The sequence below is a fragment of the Amycolatopsis azurea DSM 43854 genome (genome assembly GCF_001995215.1).
In the GTDB taxonomy this organism is placed as follows: domain Bacteria; phylum Actinomycetota; class Actinomycetes; order Mycobacteriales; family Pseudonocardiaceae; genus Amycolatopsis; species Amycolatopsis azurea.
The window spans coordinates 143,993-170,101 of record NZ_MUXN01000027.1 but is presented as its reverse complement, the minus strand read 5'-3'; the positions used below and the strand labels follow the sequence as shown (position 1 = coordinate 170,101).

Sequence of the window (26,109 nt, the reverse complement as noted above, 5' to 3'; positions counted from 1 at the left end):
AGTGAGGTCGAGGTGCTCGTCGCTACTATCGGGCGTTCCAGTGGAGGGGATGACGATGAGCGAACCCGGCAGGGTGGTGCCGGCGCGGCGTCGCGGGCTGGCGGACGAGGTCGCCGACCGGGTTCGGGACGCCATCTTCGGCGGCGCCTATCCGCCTGGTGCGCAGTTGCGCGAGGTCGAGCTTTCCGCCGCGCTCGGTGTCAGCCGCGGGCCGGTGCGTGAAGCGCTGCTCAAGCTGGAGCGCGAGGGCCTGGTCCGCAGCGAATGGCATCGCGGCGCGATCGTCACGACACTGTCCGATGTGGACGTCGCCGAGCTCGACAGTCTCCGGTCGGCGCTGGAGCAGCTGGCGGTTCGGCTGGTGGTCGCGAAGGCGTCGGACGCGGACCTGGCCGTGATCGACGAGGTCGTCGAGCGGATGGACCGGGCGCGCGACGAGCACGAGATGGTCCGCTGCGACATCGACTTCCACGACGCGGTCTACGCGGCTTCGGGTCATCGGCGGCTCGTCGAGGCGTGGCAGGCCATCCGGTCGCAGGTGCACCTGTTCCTGCTGACCCGGATCGGCGTGAACGCCGAGGGCTACCTCGCGGGCATCCCGGAGGAGCACCGGCGACTGGCTTCGGCTCTTCGGGAGCGCGACGGCGAAAAGGCGCTCGAACTCTTCGCCGCGCATCGCGGGCAGGCCCTGGACGTGCTCACCGGGAAGTGATCGTGGCGCCGGGCTGCCCGCGTCTGCGATGATCACTCACGGGAAGCGGCGCTGACCTGGTAATCGCTCACTCGCGATCGCCGGAGCACCAATCGGCGTCAGGGTCTTGACGGCAGGGTGGACCAAGGCTTAACTCAAGCCCTGAAATAAGGCGTGTCCCGGGTCACACGGGGCGCGGCTTGGCCACTCACCCCGAGGACCATCGATGCGAATCGGAAAGATCGCTCCCGCGCTCGTCCTGGCGCTGGCGGCCGCCACCACGGCGGCTTGCGGCGGCGGCGACACGTCGTCCAGTGCTCCCAAGGAGCTCGTGTACTGGGCGTCCAACCAGGGCACCAGTCTCGACAACGACAAAGCCGTCCTGCAGCCCGAACTCGACAAGTTCGAGAAGGCCTCCGGGATCAAGGTCAAGCTCGAGGTCGTCCCGTGGACGGATCTGCTCAACCGGATCCTCGCGGCCACCACCTCCGGCAAGGGGCCGGACGTGCTCAACATCGGCAACACCTGGTCGGCCTCGTTGCAGGCGACCGGGGCGTTCCTGCCGTTCGACGACGCCGCGCTGGAGAAGGTCGGCGGCAAGTCGCGGTTCCTCGGCCCGTCGCTGGCGGCCACCGGGGCGAGCGGGCAGCCGCCGGTCGGCGTGCCGCTCTACGGCCAGGCGTACGGCCTGTACTACAACAAGAAGCTCTTCTCGGAGGCCGGCATCACCAAGCCGCCTGCCACCTGGGAAGAGCTCGTCGAGGACGGCAAGAAGCTCACCAAACCCGACAAGGGCCAGTGGGGGCTTTCGCTCCAGGCGGGTCAGGTCACCGAGAACAGCCACCACGCGGCGATCCTCGGTGCCCAGCAGGGCGCGCAGTTCTTCACCCCCGAAGGCAAGCCGCAACTGGCGTCGGACCCCTCGGTCACGGCCGTGCAGCAGTTCGTCGACCTGATGCAGAAGGACAAGATCGTCAACCCGGCCAACGCCGAATACGCCGACACCGCGAAGTCGCTCAAGGACCTGTCGGACGGCAAGGCCGCGATGTTCATGAACCAGGCCTCCGCGGGCTCGTTCAAGAACATCGGGATGGACATGGCCAACCTCGGTGTCGCGCCGATCCCGCTGCCCGCCACCACGCCGCCGAACGGCCGCAAGGTCAGCAGCTTCGTCGCGGGCATCAACATGTCGGTCTTCAAAGGCACCAAGAACCCCGATGCCGCACTGGACTTCGTGAAGTTCATGGTTTCGGCGCCGGAGCAGGCGCTGCTCAACAAGACCTACGGTTCGCTGCCGACCGTCCAGGACGCCTACAGCGACGCGGCGTTCCAGACCGAGGACGTCAAGGTCTTCCAGAACGTGCTCGCGAACTCGGCCGAGCCGATGCCGCAGGTTCCGCAGGAGTCGCAGTTCGAGACCCTGATCGGCACCGCGATGAAGGCGATGTTCGCCGACGTCGCCGCGGGCAAACCCGTCGACGGCGCCAAGATCCGCGACCAGCTGAACCAGGCGGACCAGCAGATCGCGGCCGGTAGTTGATGCCGACCGCCCTCGACGACGCCCCGGCCGTGAAGGCGGCCGGGGCGCCAGGATCCCAGCGTGTCCGGCGCAAGCGGCGCCGGGTCGCGCTGCCGTATCTGCTCCTGCTCCCCGCGATCCTGCTCGAACTGCTCGTCCACCTGATCCCGATGATCGCCGGGCTCGTGATGAGCTTCTTCAAGCTGACGCAGTTCTACATACGGGACTTCTCGTCGGCGCCGGCGGCGGGGCTGGACAACTACAAGTTCGTCCTGGACTTCAACTCCGCGGCGGGCAAGTCGCTGCTCGGCTCGTTCTGGATCAGCATCCTCTACACCGTCCTGTCGGTCGGGTTCTGCTGGCTCTTCGGAACGTCGGCCGCCGTGCTGATGCAGAAGAACTTCCGCGGCCGCGGCCTGCTCCGGACCCTGTTCCTGGTGCCGTACGCGCTGCCGATGTACGCCGCGGTGATCACCTGGTCGTTCATGTTCCAGAAGGACACCGGCCTGGTGAACAGCCTGCTGGGCACGGATTCCTTCTGGCTCATCGGGGACAACAGCTTCTGGTCGCTGGTGGTCGTCTCGGTCTGGCGCAACTGGCCGTTCGCGTTCCTGATCGTGATGGCCGGGTTGCAGAACATCCCCGGTGAGCTGTACGAGGCCGCCGCGATCGACGGCGCGGGCTGGTGGCGGCAGTTCCAGGCGATCACCCAGCCGATGCTGCGCCCGGTCAACCAGGTCCTGCTGCTGGTGCTGTTCCTGTGGACCTTCAACGACTTCAACACACCGTATGTCCTTTTCGGAGCGTCCGCGCCGAAGGAGGCGTCGCTGATCTCGATCCACATCTACCAGAGCTCCTTCGTGACCTGGAACTTCGGCCTCGGCTCGGCGATGTCGGTGCTGTTGCTGCTGTTCCTCCTGATCGTCAGCACCGTCTACCTGGGACTGACCGCGCGGAGGAGGAACTCCGTTGTCTGAGCCGAGCTGGGTCCCGTGGGCCCGCCGATTCGTCCTCGGCTTCCTCGCCCTGTTCACCCTGATCCCGCTGTACGCGATGGTTTCGTCGTCGCTGAAGCCGCTCGGGGACGTGCAGGGCAAATGGGAGTGGATCCCGACGACGCTGACCATCCAGCCGTTCTTCGACATCTGGGAGACCATCCCGCTCGCCGAGTATTTCGTGAACAGCCTGGTCATCTCCGGTTCGGCGGCGATCCTCTCGGTGGTGATCGCGATCTTCGCGGCGTACGCGCTGAGCCGGTTCCGCTTCCGGGGCAAGAACTTCTTCAAGATGACCGTGCTCTCCACCCAGATGTTCCCCGGCATCCTGTTCCTGCTGCCGCTGTTCCTCATCTTCGTCAATATCGGCAACACCACCGGCATCGTCCTGTACGGCTCCCGGCTCGGGCTGATCGTCACCTACCTGACCTTCTCGCTGCCGTTCGCCATCTGGATGCTCGCCAGCTACATCGACTCGATCCCCAAGGAACTCGACGAGGCCGCGATGGTCGACGGCACCGGGCCGCTCGGCGCGCTGATCCGCGTGGTCATCCCGGCGGCCATGCCGGGCATCGTCGCCGTCGGCATCTACTCGTTCATGACCGCCTGGGGTGAGGTCCTGTTCGCGTCGGTGATGACCGACTCGGGCACCCGGACGCTCGCCGTCGGGCTCCAGGAGTACTCCACCCAGGTCCAGGTCTACTGGAACCAGGTCATGGCCGCCTCCCTGATCGTCTCCGTTCCGGTCGTCGCCGGATTCCTGCTGCTCCAGCGCTATCTCGTCGCCGGGCTCACCGCCGGTGCCGTGAAATGACCAGCCCGTCGCTCCGTACAGAGAGGTCCGCCTTGAATCTGCACCTGCCCGCCGATTTCCTGTGGGGTGCGGCCACCGCCGCGTACCAGGTCGAAGGCGCCGTCGACGCCGACGGCAGGCTCCCGTCCATCTGGGACGACTTCGTCCGGGTCCCGGGTGCCGTCCTGAACGGCGACACCGCCGACGTCGCGTGCGATCACTACCGGCGCTGGCCGGAGGATCTCGCCATCATGAAGCAGCTGGGCCTCGACGCCTACCGTTTCTCGGTCGCCTGGCCGCGGGTGATCCCGACCGGTCGCGGCGAAGTCAACGTCGCCGGTCTCGATTTCTACGACCGGCTGGTCGACGCGTTGCTCGAAGCCGGGATCCGGCCGTTCGCCACGCTGTTCCACTGGGACCTGCCCTCGGCGCTGGAGGGCGGTTGGCCCGAGCGCGACACGGCTTACGCGTACGCCGACTACGCCGCCGTCGTCGCGGCTCGGCTGGGGGATCGGGTCAAGGACTGGAACACCGTCAACGAGCCGCTGTGCTCGGCTTGGCTCGGGTATCTCGAAGGCCGGTTCGCGCCCGGTGTCAAGGACCTCAAGCAGGCGATCCACGCGTCGCACCACCTCCTGCTGGCGCATGGCCTCGGCGTGCAGGCGATCACCGCGAACGCCGCCGAGCCCGCCAACGTCGGGCTGGTCGTGAACCTCAGCGGTATCGAGCCCGCGTCCGACTCCGCCGAAGACGTCGCGGCGGCGGCCAGGATGGACGGGCACGTCAACCGCTGGTGGCTCGACCCGTCGAACGGCCGCGGCTACCCGGCGGACATGATCGAGGTCTACGGCGTCGAGCCGCCCGTGGTCGGGGACGACCTCGAGGTGATCTCGGCCCCGGTCGGCTTCCACGGGCTGAACTACTACTTCCGTCAGATCGTCGAGGACGACCCGACCGGCCCCGTGCCCCGCGCCAGGCAGGTTCCGGTCGAAGGGGCGGCCACGACGGCGATGGGCTGGGAGATCCACGGGCAGGGGCTCGCGGACCTGATCAACCGGCTCGCCAACGAGTACGGCGCCCGGGCCATCTACGTCACCGAGAGCGGGGCCGCCTTCGACGACAAGGTCGCGGAGGACGGGTCGATCGACGACGCGGACCGCATCGCCTACCTGGAGGAACACCTGGGCGCGGTGGCCGGGGCCGCCGAAGCGGGCGCTCCGGTGAAGGGGTACTTCGCCTGGTCACTGCTCGACAACTTCGAATGGGACAGTGGGCTGAGCAAGCGGTTCGGTCTCGTGCGGGTCGACTACGACACGCAGGTCCGGACGGTCAAGGCGAGCGGTCACCGGTACGCGGAGATCATCGCCGAGCACCGGAAGCGCTGACGGCCTCGTGAGTGGTGAGGACGGTTCTAACCGTCCTCACCACTCACGAGGCTGCGTGGGCCGGGTCGGTACTTTCGCGTGACTGAGTGGACGGCGCGTGTGGCCAGACGGACGACGCCTGTGATCAGATGGACGACACTCCCACGGCCAAGTCCCACCGCGTGTCGTCCACTCCGTCACGTGTGTCGTCCGTCTGATCACGTGTGTCGTCCCGCCGGTCACGCGGTTGACTCGGGTGGTCCCTCGCGCGACAGCCTCGCGATCGCTTGCCTCCAATGTGGCATTAGGGGCACTCGGCGTCCCCAATGCCACATTGGAGGCAGCGGTTCTGGTCCGGCCTAGCTGGCGCTTGCGGGACCCGGATGCCACAACGGCCCTGGCTGTCGGAGGGACTTCGCATGAAGAGACGCGAGGAAGCGTTGTGAACGCCACTTTCACAACGCTGAAGGTTGTGAAAGTGGCTTTCGCGACCTTAGCGAAGCTGGGCGCCCCCGTGGCCGCTGACCTTCCACCACTCACGAGGCTCTTCGTGCGGGCGGATGGACCGAGGGGCCCGGATTCGTCGCGCGGTACGAACGGACGCCTGACGAAACCTCCTAGGGTCGCCATGAACGAGGCGATCCTAGGAGGCGAAGCATGCGGACACTCTTGCGTGGCGGTCGTGTCATCGATCCGGCGACCGGATTCGACGGCACGGCCGACGTGCTGGTCACCGATGGGGTGGTCACCGCCGTCGGCGAAGGCCTGACCGCGGAGCCCGGCGACGTGGAGATCGACGTCACCGGGCTCGTCGTCGGACCGGGCTTCATCGACCTGCACAGCCACGTGCACACCATCGCGGGCCAGCGGCTCCAGGCGATGGACGGGGTGACGACCGCGCTCGACCTCGAAGCCGGGCTGATGCCGATCGAGCGGGCCTACGCCGAGGCGGCCGCGGCGGGACGTCCGCTGCACTACGGGTTTTCCGCGTCCTGGGGTGCGGCGCGAGCGCAGGTGCTCGCCGGCATCGAGCCGGACGCGGGTTTCGACAGTGGGCTGGCGGTACTCGGAAATCCTTCCTGGCAAAGGTCTTCGTCACCGAAGGAGCTCGCCGCATGGCTGTCCCTTGTGGACGGTGAGCTGGCCGCGGGCGCGCTCGGCGTCGGGGTGCTCCTGGGCTACGCGCCCGACACCGACCCCGGTGAGTTCCTCGCGCTGGCCCGCCTCGCGAAGGAGGCCGGGGCGCCGACGTACACCCACGTCCGGGAATTGGTCGAGGTGAACCCGGAGACGCCCGTCGACGGTTCGGCGGAGATCGCGATCGTCGCGGGCGAGACCGGCGCCGCGATGCACCACTGTCACGTGAACAGCACCTCCGGTCATCAGATCGAGCGGGTGCTCGCGGCGCTCGAAGCGGGGCGTTCGGCCGGGTCGCGGGTGACCGTCGAGGCCTATCCGTACGGCGCGGGCAGCACGGGGATCGGCGCGGCGTTCCTCTCACCCGAACGCCTGAAGATGAAGGGACTCTCGCCGTCCAGCGTGATCATGCTGGAGACGGGGGAGCGCATCTCCGACGAAGGCCGCCTGCTCCAGGTGCGCGCCGCGGATCCGGGTGCGCCGTGCATCCTGGAGTTCCTCGACGAAACCAGCCCGCACGACCTCGGTCTCCTGCACCAGGCGCTCGCGTTCCCCGACGCCATCGTCGCCAGCGACGCGCTGCCCGTGTACTGGAAGAACGGAACCAGCGAGAGCACCGAATGGCCGCTGCCGCCCGGAGGCGCGACGCATCCGCGCACGTCCGGGACGTACGCCAAGACGTTGCGCCTGATGGTGCGCGAGAGCAAGGCATGGACCTGGCTGGAGGCGTTCCGGCGCTGCTCCTACCTGCCCGCGCGGGTACTCGACGAGGTCGCTCCCGGAGCGCTGGCCAAGGGACGGCTCAACGTCGGCGCCGACGCCGACATCGTCGTCCTCGACCCGCACGCCATCACCGACGCGGCGACCTACTTCGACCCGACCCGGCCTTCGGTCGGCGTCCGGCATCTGTTCGTCTCGGGTGTCCCGGTGGTCACCGACGGGAACCTGCGCACGGACGCCTTTCCCGGCAAGCCGTTGCGGGGTGAGCCGCGATGAGCGAACTGCTGGACGACATCGAGACGCTCGTCCGCTGCGAGTCCCCGTCCTCGGATCACGAGGCGGTGGCCCGCAGCGCCGAAGTGGTGGCGGAGGTCGGCAAGAGGCTGCTCGGCGCGGAGCCGGAGCGCATCGTCATCGACGGGGTCACGCATCTGCGCTGGCGATTCGGCGACGGGCCGCCACGAGTGCTGCTGCTCGGCCACCACGACACGGTGTGGCCGCACGGTTCGCTGGAGACACATCCGTTCTCCGTCCAGGACGGCGTACTGCGCGGCCCGGGCTGTTTCGACATGAAGGCCGGGGTCGTGATGGCGCTGCACGCCGCCGCGACCGTGCCCGACCGGGCCGGACTGTCCATTCTGGTCACCGGCGACGAGGAGATCGGCTCGCCGTCGTCACGTGCCCTGATCGAGGAGTCCGCGGCGGGCTGCGACGCGGCGTTCGTGCTGGAGGCTTCGGCCGACGGCGGCGCGCTGAAATGCCGCCGCAAAGGCGTTTCCCATTACCGGGTCGAGATCGTCGGACGCGCGGCGCATGCCGGGCTGGAACCGGAGAAGGGGATCAACGCGGGGATCGAGATCGCGCACCAGATCCTCGCGGTGGCCGCGCTCGCCGATCCGGCGGCCGGGACCAGCGTGACCCCCACCGTCGTCTCGGCGGGAACGACGGTCAACACCGTTCCCGCCGCCGCGAGCGTGGCCGTCGACGTCCGCGTGTGGAACGAGGCCGAACAACTCCGGGTCGACCAGGCCATGCGGGACCTCCGGCCGGTACTGGACGACGCCGAGGTCCGCGTGACCGGCGGGATCAACCGGCCACCGCTCGAAGAAAGCTCGTCGGCGGGATTGTTCGAGCTGGCCGAGGAACTGTCGGGCGAGCTCGGCCTCGGGGACCTCACTTCCGCGTCGGTCGGTGGCGCTTCGGACGGCAATTACACCGCAGGGATGGGAATTCCCACCCTGGACGGGCTCGGCGCCGTCGGCGGCGGGGCACACGCGGATCACGAACACGTCGTCGTCGCCGAAGTGCCGCGACGTACCGCTTTGCTGGCCGCTCTCGTGGAGAACGTGCTCGCGAAGCGGGGTCCGTCCGGCGCGACGAATCGCGCGGGCGAATCTGGTGCGGCACGACGGTGACGCGGCCGCCGGGCCGGGAAAGGATTGTCCCGTGACGAATCTTGCGACGAATACGGAGAGCCTCGTGGCGGCGGAGGTGCGCGACGAAGCCGTCGCCGCCGCACGCGCCGCCGCCGTGGCCTCGGGCGTCGAAATCCGCGAACTCACCGAAATCGCCGATCTGGCCGCGGTGGTCGGCCTGTTCGAGTCGATCTGGCAGTCCGCCCCCGGCTCCCGGCCGGTCAGCACGGAGTTGCTCCGCGCGATGTCCAGTGCCGGGAACTACGTCGCGGGCGCGTTCGAGCACGGCGAACTGCTGGGGGCCTGCTTCGGTTTCTTCGGGAATCCGGGAAAGGCAAGCCTGCACAGTCATATCGCCGGGGTCGCCCGCGCCGGTGCGGGCCGGGGGATCGGGCACGCGCTCAAATTGCACCAGCGCGGCTGGGCGTTGCTCCAGGACGTCTCGGTGATCACCTGGACCTTCGATCCGCTGGTGCGCCGCAACGCCTATTTCAACCTGGGGAAGCTCGGCGCGCGCCCGATCGGGTACCTGCCCGACTTCTACGGTCCGATGGCGGACAGCATCAACGGTTCGGGTGACACCGACCGGCTGATGGTCGGCTGGGACCTGACGAGCCCGGACGTCCGTTCCGCCGCTTTCGGCGAACCCGTCCTGATCGACGCGGAAGCGCTGGGGGCGGCAAAGGCGCTGTCGGTCGATTCCGACGGCGGTCCGAGCATCGGATCCGCCGACGCCCCGACCGTGCTCGTCGCCGTTCCGTCCGACATCGAACGGTTGCGCCGCACCGATCCCGGTCGCGGCAACGCGTGGCGCGTCGCCCTGCGCGAAGTCCTCGGCGGACTGATGGCGGACAACGCCAAGGTCGCCGGTTTCGATCGTGCCGGCTGGTACGTGATCTCGAAGGAGCAGTCGTGAAACTCAGCGGTGTGGAACTGCGCCGGGTCCGGATGCCGCTCGTGGCCCCGTTCCGGACGTCGTTCGGGACACAGTCCGAACGGGAACTGATGCTCGTCCGCGCGGTGACTCCGGCGGGCGAGGGCTGGGGTGAATGCGTCACGATGGCGGCGCCGGTCTACTCGTCGGAGTACAACGACGCCGCCGAACACGTGCTGCGGAACCACCTGATCCCGGCCCTGCTGGCCGCCGACGACGTCACCGCGTACAAGGTGACGCCGCTACTGGCGAAGTTCAAGGGGCACCGGATGGCGAAGGGGGCGCTGGAGATGGCCGTCCTCGACGCCGAACTCCGCGCGCACGAAAGGTCCTTCGCGGCCGAACTGGGGTCCACACGCGACTCCGTTGCCTGCGGCGTCTCGGTCGGGATCATGGATTCGATCCCGCAGCTGCTCGACGTCGTCGGCGACTACCTCGACGAGGGCTACGTCCGGATCAAGCTGAAGATCGAACCCGGCTGGGACATCGAGCCGGTGCGGCAGGTGCGTGAGCGGTTCGGTGACGACGTGCTGCTGCAGGTCGACGCCAACACCGCGTACACCCTGGGCGACGCGCCGCTGCTGGCCCGGCTCGACCCGTTCGACCTCCTGCTGATCGAGCAGCCCCTCGAAGAGGAGGACGTGCACGGCCACGCCGAACTGGCCAAGCGGATCCGGACCCCGATCTGCCTCGACGAGTCGATCGTCTCGGCCAAGGCCGCGGCCGACGCGATCAAGCTCGGCGCCTGCCAGATCGTCAACATCAAACCGGGCCGGGTCGGCGGCTACCTCGAAGCCCGCCGGGTGCATGACGTCTGCGCGGCGCACGGCGTCGCGGTGTGGTGCGGCGGCATGATCGAGACCGGGCTCGGCCGGGCGGCCAACGTCGCGCTGGCCTCGCTGCCCGGCTTCACACTGCCGGGTGACACCTCGGCGTCCGGCCGGTTCTACCGCACGGACATCACCGAGCCGTTCGTGCTGGAGGCCGGGCACCTCCCGGTGCCGACCGGACCGGGTCTCGGCGTCACCCCGATTCCCGACATCCTGGACGACTTCACCACCGAAAAGGTGTGGATCGGTTCGTAGCCAACTACGAATTCCGGGGTTAGATTTGGTCGGAACGAACCAAACGGTTCGACGAGGCCGGGTTTAACTTCGGGGGGTGCTGACACCGGTGCCCAGCAAGCCGCACATGAGCTTGGGACGCGTCCTCGAGGACCTCGGGGACGTGCTCCTGGAGCCGGTCGCGGTCGGCCGGACCACCCGCCGACAGCTCGGCGGGGTGGTCATCCACGATCCGCACGACGAATCCGACATCCCTGGCGGGGCCGTCGTGCTCGGCGTCGGGGTGCGGGAGCAGGACGAGGTCGTCCGCCTTTTGCGCGACGTGGGCGCGAGGGGCGCCGCGGCGCTCGTCGTCCGTTCTCCCGTCACCCCGGCGCCGGAACTCCGGCGCGCCGCGGACTCGTCCGGGGTCGCCCTGCTCGGGCTGGCCCGCGGCGCGTCCTGGGCCCAGCTCGCAGCCATGCTCCGGACCCTGCTCGCCGAGGGCGACGTCGGCGAGGTCTCGCCGCAGACGCTCGGCGGGATGCCGTCGGGTGATCTTTTCGCGCTGGCCAACGCGATCGCCGCGCTGCTGGACGCGCCGGTGACCATCGAGGACCGCAGTAACCGGATCCTCGCGTTCTCCGGGCGTCAGGACGAAGCGGATCCCTCCCGCGTCGAGACCATCCTCGGTCGTCAGGTGCCGGAGCGGTTCGCCCGCGGCCTGGAACAGGATGGTGTCTTCGAGAGGCTGTACCGCGACCACACCCCCGTCTACGTCGATCCGCAGCGCTACGACGCCACCGAGCTCGTCCTTCCCAGGGTGGCGATCGCTGTTCGGGCCGGCGACGAGATACTCGGTTCGATCTGGGCGGCGGTCCGGGAACCGCTCAGCGAGGAGCGGACCCAGGCACTGATCGACGCGACCAAACTCGTCGCGTTGCACATGCTCCGGCTCCGTGCGGGCGCCGACGTCGAACGACGGCTGCGCGCGGACCTCGTGAGCACGGCGCTCGAAGGCGGTTCCGGGGCGCCGGAGGCCATCGCCCGGCTCGGCCTGCTCGGCCAGCCGTCGATCGTGCTGGCCATGGGCCTGCTCGGCGCGCCCGCGCTGGAGGACGACCTCCGGCTGGTCGCGGACCGCCAGCGGGTCGCCGACGCGCTCGCCATGCACCTCAGCGCCGTCCAGCCGCGCTCGGCCGTCGCGCTCGTGGGCGACGTCGCCTACGGCATCGTTCCGATGCCGGGTAGTCACGACGACTGCCAGGAGCGTTCGGTGCGGGTCGCGTCGACCTTCCTGGAGCGCACCGGACGACGCGCGGCGGCCGCGATCGGCATCGGACCGCTCGCGCTCGACGGTTCCGGCCTGCGTGCCTCGCGCGACGGCGCGGACAGGGCGTTGCGCGTGCTGCTCACTAACTCCGGCGGGAAACGCGTCGCCACTTCCGACGACGTCCACGTCGACGCGCTCATGCTGGAACTGGCCGACCTCGCCGCGGCCAGGGGAGACGTCGCGACAGGACCTGTCGCGCGGCTGCTCGCCTACGACGACCAGCATCAGTCACAACTGGTGCACACCCTCCGGTGCTGGCTGGACGCCTTCGGTGACATCGGCGCCGCGTCCGCCGCGGCCTACGTCCATCCGAACACCTTCCGCTATCGACTGCGGCGCCTCGCCGAAGTCGGCGAGATCGACCTCGACGACGCGGGGGAGCGGTTCGCCGCCATGGTGCAACTACGGCTGTTGCCCCGCGACGCGCGGACAGGGCCACCGGGCGCCGAAGACTGAGGTTGGTCTGCCCGGCCCGAAACGGCGCCGGATGTTCGTGTGAACGCACGAACTCCGCCCGCCGAGCGCGTTTCAGAATGAGTGATCGGCGCCACGCTCGCCGTTCTCCTTCTCTCCCAACGTTTCCGCGGAGGCGCCATGACGGCAGTGGTCAATGAGGACACCTGGACAGCGCGGCGGATCAACAGGACGGCGCTCATCACCATGGTGGTGATGGTCTTCGCCTGGGCGGTCGACTACATCGACCGGTTCTCCATCGGGATGGCGCTGCCGATGATCGGCGCCGAGTTCGACCTCAGCAAGACCCAGCAGGGCTGGCTCGTGACCGTCTTCGCGCTGGTCTACATGGTCTGCCAGATCCCGGCGGGGTTCCTCGCCGACCGATACGGCTCGCGCGGGCCGATGCTGGTGACCTTGCTGGCCTGGTCGGCGTTCACCGCGATGACCGGGATGGCGGGCACCTTCGGGATGCTGCTGCTCGTCCGCGGTCTCTTCGGCGTCTGCCAAGGGCTTTTCCCGGCGGCCTCGTTCAAGGCGATCGCGGAACGGACCACTCCCGGCAACCGCGCGACGGTGACCGGCGTGATGTTGTCCGCCGGTGGGATCGGCGCGGGGCTGGCGCCGCTGATCGTCGGCCCGCTGCTGATGGCGGTCGGCTGGCGGCACACGTTCTTCTGGATGGCGGGGATCGGCGCGATCATCGGCGTGGTCGTCTGGACGTTGCTGCCCAAGGCACTGCCGAAGTCGTTGAGCAGCCTTCCGCGCACCGAGGCGAGCACGCCCGAGGTCTCGCGCAAACAGGTGCTGAAGTCTTTTGTGGTCTGGAAGTTCACGCTGTTGTTCTGCGCCACCAACATGCTGAACTACGGCCTGATCACCTGGGTGCCCAGCTACCTGCTCGAAGCGCGGGGGCTGACGCTGAACCAGACCGGGGTCCTCGCGGCGATCCCGATGCTGGTCAGCATCGGCACGACCATCCTCGGCGGCTGGCTGTTCGACAAGTACTTCCACGACCACGGCCGCTGGTACCTCGGCTCGATCGCGCTGGTGACCGTGGTGCTGCTGATCCTGATGGTGAGCGCGGACAGCACGGCGGAGTTCACCCTCTACGAGACACTCGCGCTCGCGGTGTTCGGCATGGCGACGATGGCGGTCTTCGGCCTGCCGCTGCGGGTGCTGCCCACGGCGGTCACCGGGATCGGCATGGGAGTGATGAACTTCGGCGGCCAAGTCGCCGGCGCGGTCGCCCCGGTCGCCATGGGCTGGCTCGCGGACGCTTTCTCCTACACGGCGGCGTTCGGGTTCCTCATCGTGACCACGTTCCTGACCGCCGTGATGGCGTTCTGGGTGCCGCAGAACCCGGCGCAGTTCACCTTCTCCCCGGCGAGTCCCAGCACGGGGTCCCGTGGGGCTCAGTGAGCGCCCCCCCCGGGGAGACGTTGCGAAAGCCACTCTCGCAACCTTCAACGTTGCGAAAGTGGCTTCCGCAACCTCATCTCGGTCCGCGATCACCGCGCGACCCGCCTGAGCCAGGAAAGTCCAAAGTAGACAGGAGTCCCATGCCCACCGCGTCCGAAGTCGCCGAAACCATCAACACCCGAGCGAAGGAGGCAGGCGTCCGAGTCCGGCTGCACGCGGCCGAAATCGACGGCACCCGCCGGATCGGGATCGACGAGCACGCCCCTGTCGTCACGGCGTCTGTCTTCAAGGTCCCGATCGCGCTGGAACTGGCGAGGCAGGGCGCCGACGGCGAACTCGATCTCGGCGAGCCCGTCACCGTCCCGCCGGGACATCCCACGCCGAGCCCGTACGGCCTGGCCACCTTCCGGCACGAGATCACGATGTCCTGGTACGACCTCGCCATCCTGATGATCGGGATCAGCGACAACGTCGCCACCGACCTGATCCTCGCCCGCGTCGGAAAGGAACCGACGGAGAAGTCGTTGCGGCGACTCGGTTTCGAGCACACCACCGTCCCGCAGGACTGCGGCGAGGTGCTCGACAGCATCGGCCAAGACCTCGGGATCTCCTACGAGGACGACGAGAAAGCGCTATCCGAGCTCTCGATCGTGCAGATACAGGCGTTGCGCGCGCTGCAACCCGCGCACACCTGCGCCACGACGGCCGAAGAGATCACCCGGCTGCTCGGGCTGATCTGGCGGGACGAGGCCGCCTCGCCGGCGGCGTGCGCGGACGTCCGCCGCTGGATGGAACTCCAGGTGTGGCCGCACCGGCTGCGGTCCGGGTTCCCGGACGACGGGATCCGCGTCAGCGGCAAGACCGGCACGCTGCCGTCGGTGCGCAACGAGGTCGGCGTGGTCGAGTACCCGGATGGCGGCCGTTACGCGGTAGGGATTTTCACCGACGCCGTCGACGGACGGTCGCGGGTGCCGGAGCGGGACGCGTTCATCGGCTTCGCCGCGGCACAGGCCGTCGAATGGCTCAGGCTTCCCGAGGCCGCGAGCGAATGATTCGTCCGCACGGATGAATTTTCCCGCCGCTCTCGTCGTTCCGCACGAACCGGTGACGCCCGTCACCGTCCTAGCATTCCGGGAACTGCCGGTCCACTCTTTCCACGGACAAGGATGCCCATGTCGAAACTTTCCGAAATCGATGCCTGGCTCGCGGACAACTTCGCCGAGCTGCTGGCGAAGCATCAGGTGCCCGGCGCGGCCGTCGCGGTCTTCGCGAACGGCGAGGTGATCGACCACGCGGCCGGCGTCCTGAACAAGAGCACCGACGTCGAGTCCACAGTGGACTCCGTCTTCCAGATCGGGTCGATCACCAAGGTGTGGACGACCACCCTGGCGATGCAGCTCGTCGACGAGGGCAAGCTGGACCTCGACAAGCCGGTCCGCGACTACCTTCCCGAGTTCACCCTCTCCGACGACGCCGCGGCGGGCCGGATCACCGTGCGGCAGCTGACCTGCCACACCTCCGGGTTCGAGGGCGACATCTTCACCGACACCGGGCAGGGCGACGACTGCGTCGAAAAGCTCGTGGCGACGCTCGCCGACGTGCCCCAGCTGTTCGAGCCGGGGGAGATGTTCTCCTACAACAACGCCGGATACTGCGTTCTCGGCAGGATCGTCGAGGTCCTGCGCGGCAAGTCGTACGACGAATGCCTGCGCGAGCATCTTTTCGCTCCGCTCGGGCTGACCCACGCCGCGGCCGGACCGTACGACGCGATCCGGTACCGCGCCGCGATCGGCCATGTCCAGCCCGCTCCGGACGCGGAGCCGGTCGCCGCGCCGGTCTGGGCGCTCACGCGGTCGAACGCCCCGGCGGGTTCGCATCTCGCGATGCGCCCGCGCGACCTGCTCACCTTCGTCCGCATGCACCTCAACGAAGGCCGCGCGGACGACGGCACCCAGGTCCTCCGGCCGGAAACCGCCCGCGCCATGTGGGAGCGCCAGGTCGAACTGCCCTACCTCGGCCTGATGGGCGGGGCGTGGGGGCTCGGCTGGATGATCTTCGACTGGGACGGCGGTCCGGTGATCGGCCACGACGGCGGCACCATCGGCCAGTCCGCGTTCCTGCGGGTGGTGCCGGGCAGCAACGTCGCGGTGGCCCTGCTGACCAACGGCGGCAAGCCGCTGCACCTGTACCTGGACATCTTCCGGAAGGTGCTGGGCGATCTTGCGGGCGTCGAGGTCCCGCCGCTGCCCGAACCCAACGCCGCGGAGGCCCCGGCCGACCCGTCGCGCTTCGTGGGCGAGTACTCGTCGCAGGTGGCGGACATCGTCGTCAGCCAGGACGAGGACGGCGACCTGTGGCTGGAGCGCACGCCGAAGGGGATCTTCGCCGATCTCGGGACGGGGCCGGAGAAGAGCAAGCTGCTCGGTTACAAGGGTGACACCTTGGTCGTCGAGCACGACGGGCTCGGCCTGCACATGCCGCACGCGTTCGTCGGTGACGACGGCAACGGCCGGGCGTTGTTCGTCCACACCGGACGCGCCGACCGGCGGGTGAGCCGGTGACGGCGATCGCCGAGGAGATCGAGGCGGTCTTCGCGAAGGCGGGGGCACGCGGGTTCGTGCACGCGCGCGAGGTCGGCGTCCCCGGCGGTCCCGAAGTCGGCGTCGGCGCGGACGATCCGGTCGTGCTGGCGTCGGTGTTCAAGATCCCGGTGGCCGTCGCCTTCGCCCGCGAGGTGGCCGCCGGACGGCTCGACGACACCGAGCGGACCCGGGTCACCGCGCGCTACCGGATCGGCGGGATCGGCACCGCCGGCTGCGCGGACGACGTCGAGATGAGCTGGCGCGACCTGGCGCATTTCATGCTGACGATGAGCGACAACGCCGCGACCGACGTCGTCTACCACCGGATCGGGCAGGACGCCGTCGACAAGGTCCTCACCGACCTCGGGCTCACCAGGACACGGCTGATCGGCTGTTGCGAAGACCTCTTCGCCTCGGTGATCGCCGACCTCGGTGCGAAACCGGACGACGACCTGGAGGCCGTCTTCGCCGCGGCCACCGAGGATCAGCTGTGGAAGCTCTCGGTGCTCGACCCGGAACGCACCACGGCGTCGACCCCGCGTGAGATCACCGAACTGCTGGACGCGATCTGGACCGACCGCGCGGGCGACCCGGCTGCCTGCGAACGCGTGCGGGCGATCATGGCCCAGCAGATCTGGCCGCACCGGATCTCGTCCGGTTTCCCCGCGGGAGTGGCGATCGCGGCGAAGACCGGGACGCTTCCCGCCGTCCGCAACGAAGCGGGCGTGGTGACCCATGTGGACGGCCGCCGGTACGCCGTCGCGGTGTTCACCCGCGCCGAGTCCCTCGCCGATCGCCAGCCCGCGATCGATTCCGCTATCGGCCAGGCCGCCAGCCTCGCCGTCGAACACCTCCGTGCGCAGACCGTGACCCAGTAGGAGAACCGCATGAAGAAAGCCCGGCTCACCGCCGCGATCGCGAGCGTGGTGGCCTTGACCGTGAGCGCGTGCGGGGGGACGTCGCAATCCGGACAGGACCGGACCGCGAACCAGAAACTCACCGAAGGCAAGACCTTCACCATGGCGATCGGCACCGATCCCGGAGCGCTGGACCCGGCGATGACGGTGCTCTCGACCGCCCTCGAGATCGGCCGCTACCTCTACGACAGCCTGATCAACCTCGACGAGACCGGGAAACCGATCCCGGGACTCGCCGAAAAGTTCGAGGCCACCACGACCACGGCCTCCTTCACCCTGCGGAATGGGATCACCTGCGACGACGGCAGTCCGCTGACCGCGAGCGGCGTCGCCGCGAACATCAACTTCGTCGGCGATCCCGCCAACAAGTCCCCGATGTCCGGGCTCACCGTCGCGCCGGGAACCAAGGCGACCGCCGACGACGCCGCGCGGACGATCACCCTGACCAGCGGGGCACCCGACGCCTTCCTGCTGCGCAACCTCGGCGGAATGCCGATCGTCTGCGGCAAGGGCGTGACCGACCGGCAGGCCCTGGCCAAGGGGAAGTACGGCACCGGCATGTTCACCATGACCGAGATCGTGCCGAACGACCACTACACCCTCACCCGTCGGAAGGACTACGCGTGGGGCCCCGGGGACTGGAAGGGTGACCAGCCGGGCCTCCCGGAGAAGGTGACCTTCCGGGTCATCCAGAACATGACGACCACGTCGAACCTGCTGCTGTCGGGTGAGCTCAACGCCGCCCGGATCACCGGCCAGGACCAGCAGCGCCTCCGGTCCCAGAAGCTGTTCCACGGCGAGCAGATCGTGCCGATGGGTGAGATGTTCTTCAACCAGGCGCCCGGCCGTGCCGGTGCCGACCAGGCCGTCCGCCGAGCACTGGTGCAGGCCCTCGACCTGGCCCAGATCGGCAAGGTGCTCACCAGCGGTGCCGGGGCACCCAGCCAGGGAATGGTCACCACCGAGCCCAAGGCGTGCGCCGGCGACTCGGTGACGGGCAAGCTGCCCCCGTTCGACGTCGCCACGGCCAAGTCGGCTCTCGATGCGGCCGGGTGGAAGCCGGGAGCGGACGGCGTGCGGGCCAAGGACGGCAAGCGTCTCGCGCTCACCGCGATCTACGGCTCCCAGCTGGGACCGACGATGGCGTCCGCCGCCGAGCTGATGCAGCAGTCGTGGAAGGCCGCCGGCGCGGACGTCACGCTCAAGGCCCTCGACAGCCCGGGTACCAGCCAGGTGCTCTTCAACACCGGCGAGTGGGACATCTCGCTCGCGCCGGTGACCCTGCTGCTGCCGAGTCAGGTCACTTCGTTCGTGTCCGGGCCGAAACCGCCCGCCGGGACGAATTTCGCGCACATCGAGAACGAGAAGTACACGGCGGAGGCCGCGAAGGCGGCGCAAATGCCGGGTGACTCCGGCTGCGCGACCTGGCTCGCCGCGGAATCGGCGCTCATCGAGCGGCTGGACGTCGTGCCGTACGTCAACTCGGTCATCCCGATCTTCGGCAGCAACGCGCGGTTCAAGGTCAACTTCGGCACGATCGAACCGTCGAGCATCCGGATGTACAGCTGATGGCGATCGCGGTCGCACCGACGGGACTGCGCGGCAGCCCCTGGCTCTCGTTCGCGGCGCGCCGCCTCGGCCGGTTCGCGGTCTCGCTGTGGGTGCTGGTCACCATGGCGTTCCTGATGATCCAGCTGATCCCCGGTGACCCGGTCCGGGCGGCGCTCGGGCTGACCGCGCCGGTGGAACTGGTGAACGCGCGGCGGGCGGCGCTCGGGCTCGACGATCCGTTGTGGTCGCAGTACGTCCACTACCTCGGCGGACTGGTCACCGGTGACTTCGGGACGTCGATGACGAGCGGGCAGCCGGTCTCCGAGGTGATCGGGGACCGGCTGCCCGCCACCCTCCAACTCGCGTTGCCCGCCTTCGCGGTGGTCATCGCGGTGGCGATCCCGCTCGGGCTGCTGTTCGCCGTGCTCACCCGGGGCGGACGGCGCCGGGGCGGCGAACTGGCCTTCACCTCGACGACCGTGCTGCTCGCGGCCATCCCGGAATTCCTGCTCGCCGTCGCGCTGGTCGCGTTCTTCGCCGTGCAGCTCGGCTGGTTCCCGGTCGCCGGGAACGCGGACGCGAGTTCGTTCGTGCTCCCGGTGATCGCGCTGGCGCTCGGTCCGGCGTCGGTGCTCGCCCGCATCGTCCGGGTGGAGACGCTTTCCGTGCTGGGCAACGACTTCATCCGCACCGCGCGGGCGAAACGACTGCCCGCGCGGCTGGTCTACCTGCGGCACGCGCTCCCGAACGCGCTGACCGCGACGCTGACCATGGGCGGCCTGATGCTGACCGGGATGGTCGCCGGGACGGTGCTGGTGGAGAACGTGTTCGCCTGGCCCGGTCTCGGTTCCACCATCGCGCAGTCGATCCTGCAGAAGGACTACCCGCTGGTGCAGGCGATCGTGCTCGTCTACGGCATCGGGGTGCTGCTGGTGAACCTGACGGTGGACGTGTTGCTCGCCGTGCTCGATCCGCGCTCGACGATCCGGGAGAATTAGCATGGCGAATCGGCGCGGAGCGAAATGGCTGGCGGCCCTGCGCACCCCGGTGGGCGCGTTCTCGGCGACCTTGCTGGTCCTGGTGGTCGCGCTCGCGGTACTGGCCCCGATCCTGTGGCACGACAACGCCTTCGCGATCGACATCGAGGCCATCGCGCAAGGACCGTCGGCGGCGCATTGGCTGGGCACCGACGACCTCGGCCGCGACATCCTCTTCCGGGTCCTGGTCGCGACCCGGCTGTCCGTACTGCTGGCGGTGTTCGCGACGGTGATCGGGGTGGCGACCGGGCTCGTCCTCGGCACGTTGCCGTCGCTGCTGCCGCGGCCCGCCGCCCGGCTGATCACCTCCGCGGTGAACATCGCGGTCGCGTTCCCCGGGCTGCTGCTGGTGCTGTTCTTCTCGGTCATCTTCGGGGTCGGCACCCACGGCGCGGTGCTGGCGGTCGGTTTCGCGCTGGCGCCGGCGTTCGCGCGCCTGGCCCAGACGTTGTCGGCTTCCGTCGCGGGCCAGGACTTCGTGTCCGCGGCGAGGATCTCCGGCGTCGGCCGGATCCGGTTGCTGGTCCGGCACATCCTGCCCAACATCGGCGAACCGCTGGTGGTGAACGCGACCATCGGCGCGGGCGCCTCACTGCTGGCGTTCGCCGGGCTGTCGTTCCTCGGCATCGGTGTCCAGGCACCGGAATACGACTGGGGACGGCTGCTCGGTGAAGGGCTCAACGGGATCTACGTCAACCCTGCGGCCGCGCTCGCGCCGGGTGTCGCGGTGGTCCTGGCCGGGCTCGCCTTCAACCTGGCGGGGGAGACCGTGGCCGGCGTGATCGGCGTCCGCACCGGGCTGCGCAAGCTCGCGCCGCGGACGGTCGTTCCCGCCAGGGAGGCCGTCGCCGAAGACCGTGACGACGCCGTGCTGGTGGTCGAGAACCTCCAGGTGGCGTTCCCGCGTCCGGCGGGCTGGACCGTCCCGGTGCGCGGGGTGAGCTTCACCGTCCACACGGGCGAGGCGATCGGCGTCGTCGGCGAGTCGGGTTCGGGGAAGAGCCTGACCGGGCTGGCGGTGTCACGGCTGGTCGAAGCACCGGCCGTGGTCACCGCGGACAGGCTCGATTTCGTCGGGAGGCCGTTGCTGACGACTCCGGAACGAGAGCTGCGCGGCCTGCTCGGCACGTCGCTGGCGATGGTGTTCCAGGACCCGATGACCTCGTTCAATCCGACCAGGCGGATCGGCCGTCAGCTGGCCGAAGTAGCCGAACAGCACCAAGGTCTGCCGCGTGCCAAGGCGTTCGAACGGGCCGTGGGCCGGCTGCGCGCGGTGCGGATCCCGGCGGCCGAGCGGCGCGCGAAGCAGTACCCGCACGAGTTCTCCGGCGGGATGCGGCAGCGCGCGATGATCGGCATGGGGCTGATGGGCGACCCACGGCTGATCATCGCCGACGAACCGACCACGGCGCTGGACGTCACGGTGCAGCGGCAGTTGCTGCGCCTGCTGGCACAGACCAGGTCTGAGCGGAACACGGCGATCATCCTGATCAGCCACGACATCGCGGTCGTTTCGCAGACCTGCGAGCGGATGCTGGTCATGTACGCGGGCCGGGTGGTCGAGGACCTGCCGTCGGCGGGGACGCCGAAGCATCCCTACACGAAGGCCCTGCTGGCCGCGACGCTCGACCTGGAGACCGATCGCGAGGCGCCGCTCGCGGTGATCCCCGGCCGTCCGCCGGAACCGGATCGCGTGCCCACCGGCTGCGCCTTCGCCGACCGATGCCCCTCGGTGACGGACCGGTGCCGTCTCGAAGACCCGGTGCTGGAACGGGTGGAACCCGGGCACCGCGTCGCGTGCTGGGAGGCTTCTCCGTTGCTTGCCAAGGAAACCGTGACCGCCGGAGGTGCGGAGTGAGCGATCTCGTCTTCGACACGGTGAGCGTGCGGTACGGCGGACGACGCGGTCTCACCGCCGTCGACAGCGTCGGGCTGACCGTCCCTTCCGGACAGGTCGTCGGGCTCGTCGGTGAATCAGGGTCGGGGAAATCGACGCTGGCCCGTGCCGCCGTCGGGCTCTCGCCGATCAGCGCCGGACGGGTCCTGCTGGGCGGCGTGGACGTCCGGAAGCTGCCCCGGCGCCCTCCGCTGCAGATGGTGTTCCAGGATCCGTATTCCTCTTTGGACCCTCGGATGAGCATCGGCGAGTCGATCACCGAAGCGATCCCGCGCGGCGCCCTTTCCGGCCGTGCCGCGCGCCGGGACGAGGTCGCCCGGCTGCTGGAGCTGGTCAACCTCGATCCGGACCGCGCCGGTCACCTGCCGGGGCAGCTGTCCGGCGGCCAGCGGCAACGGGTGGCGCTCGCCCGGGCGCTGGCCGGGCGGCCCGAGGTGCTGATCGCGGACGAGATCACGTCCGCGCTCGACGTCTCGGTGCAGGGCGCGGTGCTCAACCTCGTCCGGTCCGTGCAACGGCGGCTGGGCCTGTCGATGCTGTTCATCTCGCACAACCTCGCGGTGATCCGCTATCTCAGCGACATCGTCGCCGTGATGTACCTCGGGCGGATCGTCGAGGTCGGCCCGGCGGAGCAGGTGCTCACCGATCCCCAGCATCCCTACACCCGCGATCTGCTCGCCGCGGCGCCTTCCGCGCACACCTCCCTGCTCGACACCGGCGCGGACGCGGCGACCGCCGACACCGAGCCCGCCGACCCGCACCATCCGCCCGCCGGGTGCCGCTACCACACCCGCTGTCCGGTCGGCCCGCTCGTGCGTGCCGACCGCGGACTCTGCCTCCAGGCGGATCCCACCGGAGACGCGGCACACCGACGTCATTCGGCGGCCTGCCATTTCAGCGAAAACGAGAGCCACGAGCTCGCGATCCCCAGAGGAGCAAGCGCACCATGACCCGACGTCTCGGTCTCGACGACCTGTACGGAATCGCCGTCCCCAGTCAGCCTTCACTGTCGCCGGACGGCGAACGGATCGTCTACGTCCTGCGCACCGCGGACCGTGAGGAGGACCGGAACGCGCACACGCTCTGGGAGGTCGGCGCGACCACCGGCGACGCGAGGCAGCTCACGCGCGGAACCGCCGACATGGCACCGAAGTGGGCCCCGGACGGCACGCGGATCGCGTTCCTCCGCGCCCAGGACGGACCGCCGCAGGTGTGGTTCCTGCCCTCTTCGGGCGGGGAAGCGGAGCAGATCACCGAACTGCCGCTCGGGGCGGGCGCGCCGGTGTGGAGCCCGGACGGCGGGCAGATCGCGTTCTCGGCGGCGGTCGACCTGGCGGGTGACGAACCCGCGCCGAACGCGCCGGTGGTGGCGGACCGGCTGGACTTCAAGGCCGACGGCGCCGGGCTGATCAAGACCATCCGCAAGCATCTGCACGTCCTCGACGTCGCCACGAAGGAAGTCCGGCAGGTCACCTTCGGCGATTGGCACGCCGGTGATCCCGCCTGGTCACCGGACGGCACGCACCTGGCTTTCTCCGCCGGGCGGGACGCCGACGCGGATCTGACTTTCCGTTCCGGCGCCTACGTTCTCGACGTGAGCACCAAGACCTCCGAGCCGCGGCTCGTCGGCTCCGGCGAGGGCATGGCGGGCACCGTCGGCTGGACCGCGGACGGTGCCGCGCTGCTGGTGGTCGGCCGGGCCGACACGCGGGTCGGTCACCTCGGACTGCTGCGGGTCCCGCTCGACGGCGGCGAGTCCGTCGATCTGGCGGTTTCCTTGGACCGCAACGTGATGGCGGGTGGCGCGGGTTACCCGGGCGCGTTGCCGAAGCTGACCGCGGACGGTGGCTCCGTGCTGTTCGGCCTCCGCGACCGTGGCTGCACCCATCTGTACCGGGTGGACGTCGACGGCGGAAACGCACGCGCTGTCCTGGCCGGCGCCGGAAACGTGGTGTCCGGAATGGACATCGCGGGGGACAGGGCGGTGGTCGCGCTGGCGACGGAGACCTCGTTCGGCGAGATCGCGGTCGTCGATCCGGAGACAGGCGACGTCGACGTGCGCACCCGGCACGGCGCCTCTGTCGCCGAGGTCGAGCTTTTCCGGCGCGAGGAAAGGGAATTCACCATCGGCGACGGCACCGTCGTCCACGGCTGGCTGTTGCGTGACCCGGCTCGGTCCGGCGCCGCGCCACTGCTGCTCGACATCCACGGTGGCCCGCACAACGCCTGGAACGGCGCCGCCGACTGGATCCACCTCTATCACCAAGCGCTCGTCGCGCGAGGCTGGGCGGTGCTGCTGCTCAACCCGCGAGGCAGCGACGGCTACGGCGAGGACTTCTACACCGGCGCCGTGGGCGCGTGGGGCACCGCCGATTCCCCCGACTTCCTCGAACCGCTGGACCAGTTGGTCGCCGAAGGGATCGCCGACGCGGACCGGCTCGCCGTGTCGGGCTACAGCTATGGCGGGTACATGACCTGTTACCTGACCAGCCGCGACAACCGTTTCGCTGCCGCTGTCACCGGTGGCGTGGTCAGCGATCTGACCAGCATGGGCGGTACCTCCGACGCCGGGTACTACCTGGCCGTCGGCGAACTCGGTGGCACGTCGTGGGACCAGGCCAACGAGCGGTTCTCGCCGTTCGCCCAGGTCGACCAGGTGCGGACGCCGACGCTGGTCATCCAGGGCGCGGACGACGAGCGGTGCCCGGTCGGCCAGGCGGAGCAGTGGTTCGGCGCCCTGCGTGCGCGCGGCATCCCGTCCCGGATGGTGCTGTACCCGGGCGCGTCGCATCTGTTCATCCTCGACGGCCCGCCCTCGCACCGGCTCGACTACAACCGGCGGATCCTCGACTGGGTCGAGCAGTACACCGTGCCGGCGGGCGGGGTGTCGCGGGTGCCGATCGAAGCGGCGCACTGGCGTCGGCGCCTGGCCGAACTCGCGCGCAAGCACGGCGTGCCCGGTGCGGCGCTGGGCATCACCCGGGTCGGCGACGACACCGAGGTGCACGCCTCCTACGGCGTGCTCAACACCGCGACCGGGGTCGAGGTCACCGAGGATTCGGTGTTCCAGATCGGGTCGATCTCCAAGGTGTGGACCTCGACCGTGGTGATGCAGCTGGTCGACGAAGGACTTCTCGATCTGGACGCGCCGATCTCCGACGTCGTCCCGGAACTGCGGCTGGCCGATCCGGACGTCGCCAAGCAGGTGACCATGCGGCATCTGCTGACGCACACCAGCGGGATCGACGGCGACGTCTTCACCGACACCGGCCGTGGTGACGACACGCTGGAGCGCTACGTCGAGATCCTCGACCAGGCCGCGCAGAACCACCCGCTCGGCGAGACCTTCTCCTACTGCAACTCGGGTTTCGTGCTCATGGGCCGGGTGATCGAGAAGCTCACCGGGCAGACCTGGGACGCCGCGATGCGGGAGAAGCTGTTCGCCCCGCTCGGTCTCACCCACACCGTGACCCTGCCCGAGGAAGCGCTGATGTTCCGCGCCGCCGTCGGTCACGTCGCCGGCGCGGACAAGGAGCAGCGGCCCGCGCCGATCTGGGGGTTGCCCCGGAACATGGGGCCGGCCGGGCTGATCACCGCCACGACCAAGGACGTCCTCGGGTTCGCCAGGCTGCACCTGACCGGCGGTCTCACACCGTCCGGCGAGCGGATCCTGACGACCGCGTCGGCGACCGCGATGGCCTCGAAGCAGGCCGACATCCCCGACAAGCACTCGCTCGGCGATTCCTGGGGCCTCGGCTGGATCCGCGACGACTGGAGCGGACAGCGGGTCATCGGGCACGACGGCAACACGATCGGGCAGTCGGCGTTCCTGCGGCTGCTGCCCGCTCAGGGGCTCGCCGTCACGCTGCTCACCAACGGCGGCAACACCCGCGACCTGTTCCAGGAGCTGTACCGGGAGATCTTCGCGGAACTCGGCGACGTGGCGATGCCGAAGCCGCTGGAACCGCCCGCGACCCCGGTCACCGTCGACGGTTCGAAGCACGTCGGCGTCTACGAACGGGCCGGGGTGCTGATGGAGGTTCTGTCCGAAAAGGACGGTCTCCGGCTGCGGCAGACCGTCACGGGCCCGCTGGCGGATCTGGTGCCGGAGAAGACACAGGAGTTCGACCTGGTCCCGGTGGCCGACTCGCTCTACGTTTGCCGTGAGCCTGGTGCGCAGACCTGGACGCCGGTCACCTTCTACACCTTGTCGACGGGTGAGCCGTACGTGCATTACGGCGTGCGCGCTACGCCCAAGGTGTCCTAAAGCGCTTGGCCCGCCCGGAGATTCCTTCCGGGCGGGCTG

Annotated in this window: 19 protein-coding genes; all 19 read left to right on the top strand. The window is 69.3% G+C overall.

Annotation, left to right across the window (positions count from 1 at the left end; all coding sequences use genetic code 11):
• Positions 1-55 precede the first annotated feature (55 nt).
• The 19 genes from B0293_RS35685 to B0293_RS35595 all read left to right on the top strand — a co-directional run bounded on the left by B0293_RS35685 (position 56) and on the right by B0293_RS35595 (position 26,070).
• Positions 56-712: a GntR family transcriptional regulator gene (locus tag B0293_RS35685; protein ID WP_039918987.1), complete on the top strand. Its 657-nt coding sequence runs from the start codon at positions 56-58 to the stop codon at positions 710-712.
• A gap of 205 nt (positions 713-917) precedes the next feature.
• Entirely contained in the window at positions 918-2,231 is a 1,314-nt protein-coding gene (locus B0293_RS35680; protein ID WP_005161222.1) for an ABC transporter substrate-binding protein, read from the top strand.
• Complete coding sequence (locus B0293_RS35675) at positions 2,231-3,187, top strand: carbohydrate ABC transporter permease (RefSeq protein ID WP_005161229.1); 957 nt, start codon at positions 2,231-2,233, stop codon at positions 3,185-3,187. Before B0293_RS35680 ends, B0293_RS35675 begins: the two co-directional genes overlap by 1 nt.
• Positions 3,180-4,019, top strand: coding sequence for a carbohydrate ABC transporter permease (locus B0293_RS35670; protein ID WP_005161230.1), 840 nt, complete (start codon positions 3,180-3,182; stop codon positions 4,017-4,019). Before B0293_RS35675 ends, B0293_RS35670 begins: the two co-directional genes overlap by 8 nt.
• Before the next feature lie 32 nt (positions 4,020-4,051).
• Entirely contained in the window at positions 4,052-5,383 is a 1,332-nt protein-coding gene (locus tag B0293_RS35665) for a GH1 family beta-glucosidase (protein WP_005161231.1), read from the top strand.
• Between the two features lie 636 nt (positions 5,384-6,019).
• On the top strand, positions 6,020-7,495 hold the full coding sequence (locus tag B0293_RS35660) for an amidohydrolase family protein (protein WP_005161232.1): 1,476 nt from the start codon (positions 6,020-6,022) through the stop codon (positions 7,493-7,495).
• Entirely contained in the window at positions 7,492-8,634 is a 1,143-nt protein-coding gene (locus B0293_RS35655; RefSeq protein ID WP_005161233.1) for a M20 family metallopeptidase, read from the top strand. The genes B0293_RS35660 and B0293_RS35655 overlap by 4 nt, the downstream gene beginning before the upstream one ends.
• A gap of 31 nt (positions 8,635-8,665) precedes the next feature.
• A complete protein-coding gene (locus tag B0293_RS35650) occupies positions 8,666-9,550 on the top strand; it encodes a hypothetical protein (protein ID WP_039918988.1) in 885 nt (294 codons plus the stop codon).
• On the top strand, positions 9,547-10,653 hold the full coding sequence (menC, locus tag B0293_RS35645; protein ID WP_005161238.1) for an o-succinylbenzoate synthase: 1,107 nt from the start codon (positions 9,547-9,549) through the stop codon (positions 10,651-10,653). The genes B0293_RS35650 and menC overlap by 4 nt, the downstream gene beginning before the upstream one ends.
• Before the next feature lie 76 nt (positions 10,654-10,729).
• Entirely contained in the window at positions 10,730-12,400 is a 1,671-nt protein-coding gene (locus B0293_RS35640; RefSeq protein WP_005161240.1) for a PucR family transcriptional regulator, read from the top strand.
• 138 nt (positions 12,401-12,538) lie between these two features.
• The gene (locus B0293_RS35635) at positions 12,539-13,819 is read left to right on the top strand and encodes an MFS transporter (RefSeq protein ID WP_005161242.1); all 1,281 of its coding nucleotides are present in this window, start codon (positions 12,539-12,541) and stop codon (positions 13,817-13,819) included.
• A gap of 140 nt (positions 13,820-13,959) precedes the next feature.
• A complete protein-coding gene (locus B0293_RS35630; RefSeq protein ID WP_005161244.1) occupies positions 13,960-14,871 on the top strand; it encodes a serine hydrolase in 912 nt (303 codons plus the stop codon).
• A gap of 120 nt (positions 14,872-14,991) precedes the next feature.
• The gene (locus tag B0293_RS35625) at positions 14,992-16,380 is read left to right on the top strand and encodes a serine hydrolase domain-containing protein (RefSeq protein WP_005161247.1); all 1,389 of its coding nucleotides are present in this window, start codon (positions 14,992-14,994) and stop codon (positions 16,378-16,380) included.
• The gene (locus B0293_RS35620; RefSeq protein WP_005161250.1) at positions 16,377-17,279 is read left to right on the top strand and encodes a serine hydrolase; all 903 of its coding nucleotides are present in this window, start codon (positions 16,377-16,379) and stop codon (positions 17,277-17,279) included. The genes B0293_RS35625 and B0293_RS35620 overlap by 4 nt, the downstream gene beginning before the upstream one ends.
• 9 nt (positions 17,280-17,288) lie before the next feature.
• Positions 17,289-18,887: an ABC transporter substrate-binding protein gene (locus B0293_RS35615; protein ID WP_005161253.1), complete on the top strand. Its 1,599-nt coding sequence runs from the start codon at positions 17,289-17,291 to the stop codon at positions 18,885-18,887.
• Complete coding sequence (locus B0293_RS35610) at positions 18,887-19,867, top strand: ABC transporter permease (protein WP_005161256.1); 981 nt, start codon at positions 18,887-18,889, stop codon at positions 19,865-19,867. Before B0293_RS35615 ends, B0293_RS35610 begins: the two co-directional genes overlap by 1 nt.
• 1 nt (position 19,868) lies before the next feature.
• A complete protein-coding gene (locus B0293_RS35605) occupies positions 19,869-21,764 on the top strand; it encodes a dipeptide/oligopeptide/nickel ABC transporter permease/ATP-binding protein (protein WP_005161259.1) in 1,896 nt (631 codons plus the stop codon).
• Entirely contained in the window at positions 21,761-22,753 is a 993-nt protein-coding gene (locus B0293_RS35600) for an ABC transporter ATP-binding protein (RefSeq protein WP_005161263.1), read from the top strand. The genes B0293_RS35605 and B0293_RS35600 overlap by 4 nt, the downstream gene beginning before the upstream one ends.
• Positions 22,750-26,070, top strand: coding sequence for a serine hydrolase (locus tag B0293_RS35595; RefSeq protein ID WP_005161267.1), 3,321 nt, complete (start codon positions 22,750-22,752; stop codon positions 26,068-26,070). Before B0293_RS35600 ends, B0293_RS35595 begins: the two co-directional genes overlap by 4 nt.
• Positions 26,071-26,109: the final 39 nt, after the last annotated feature.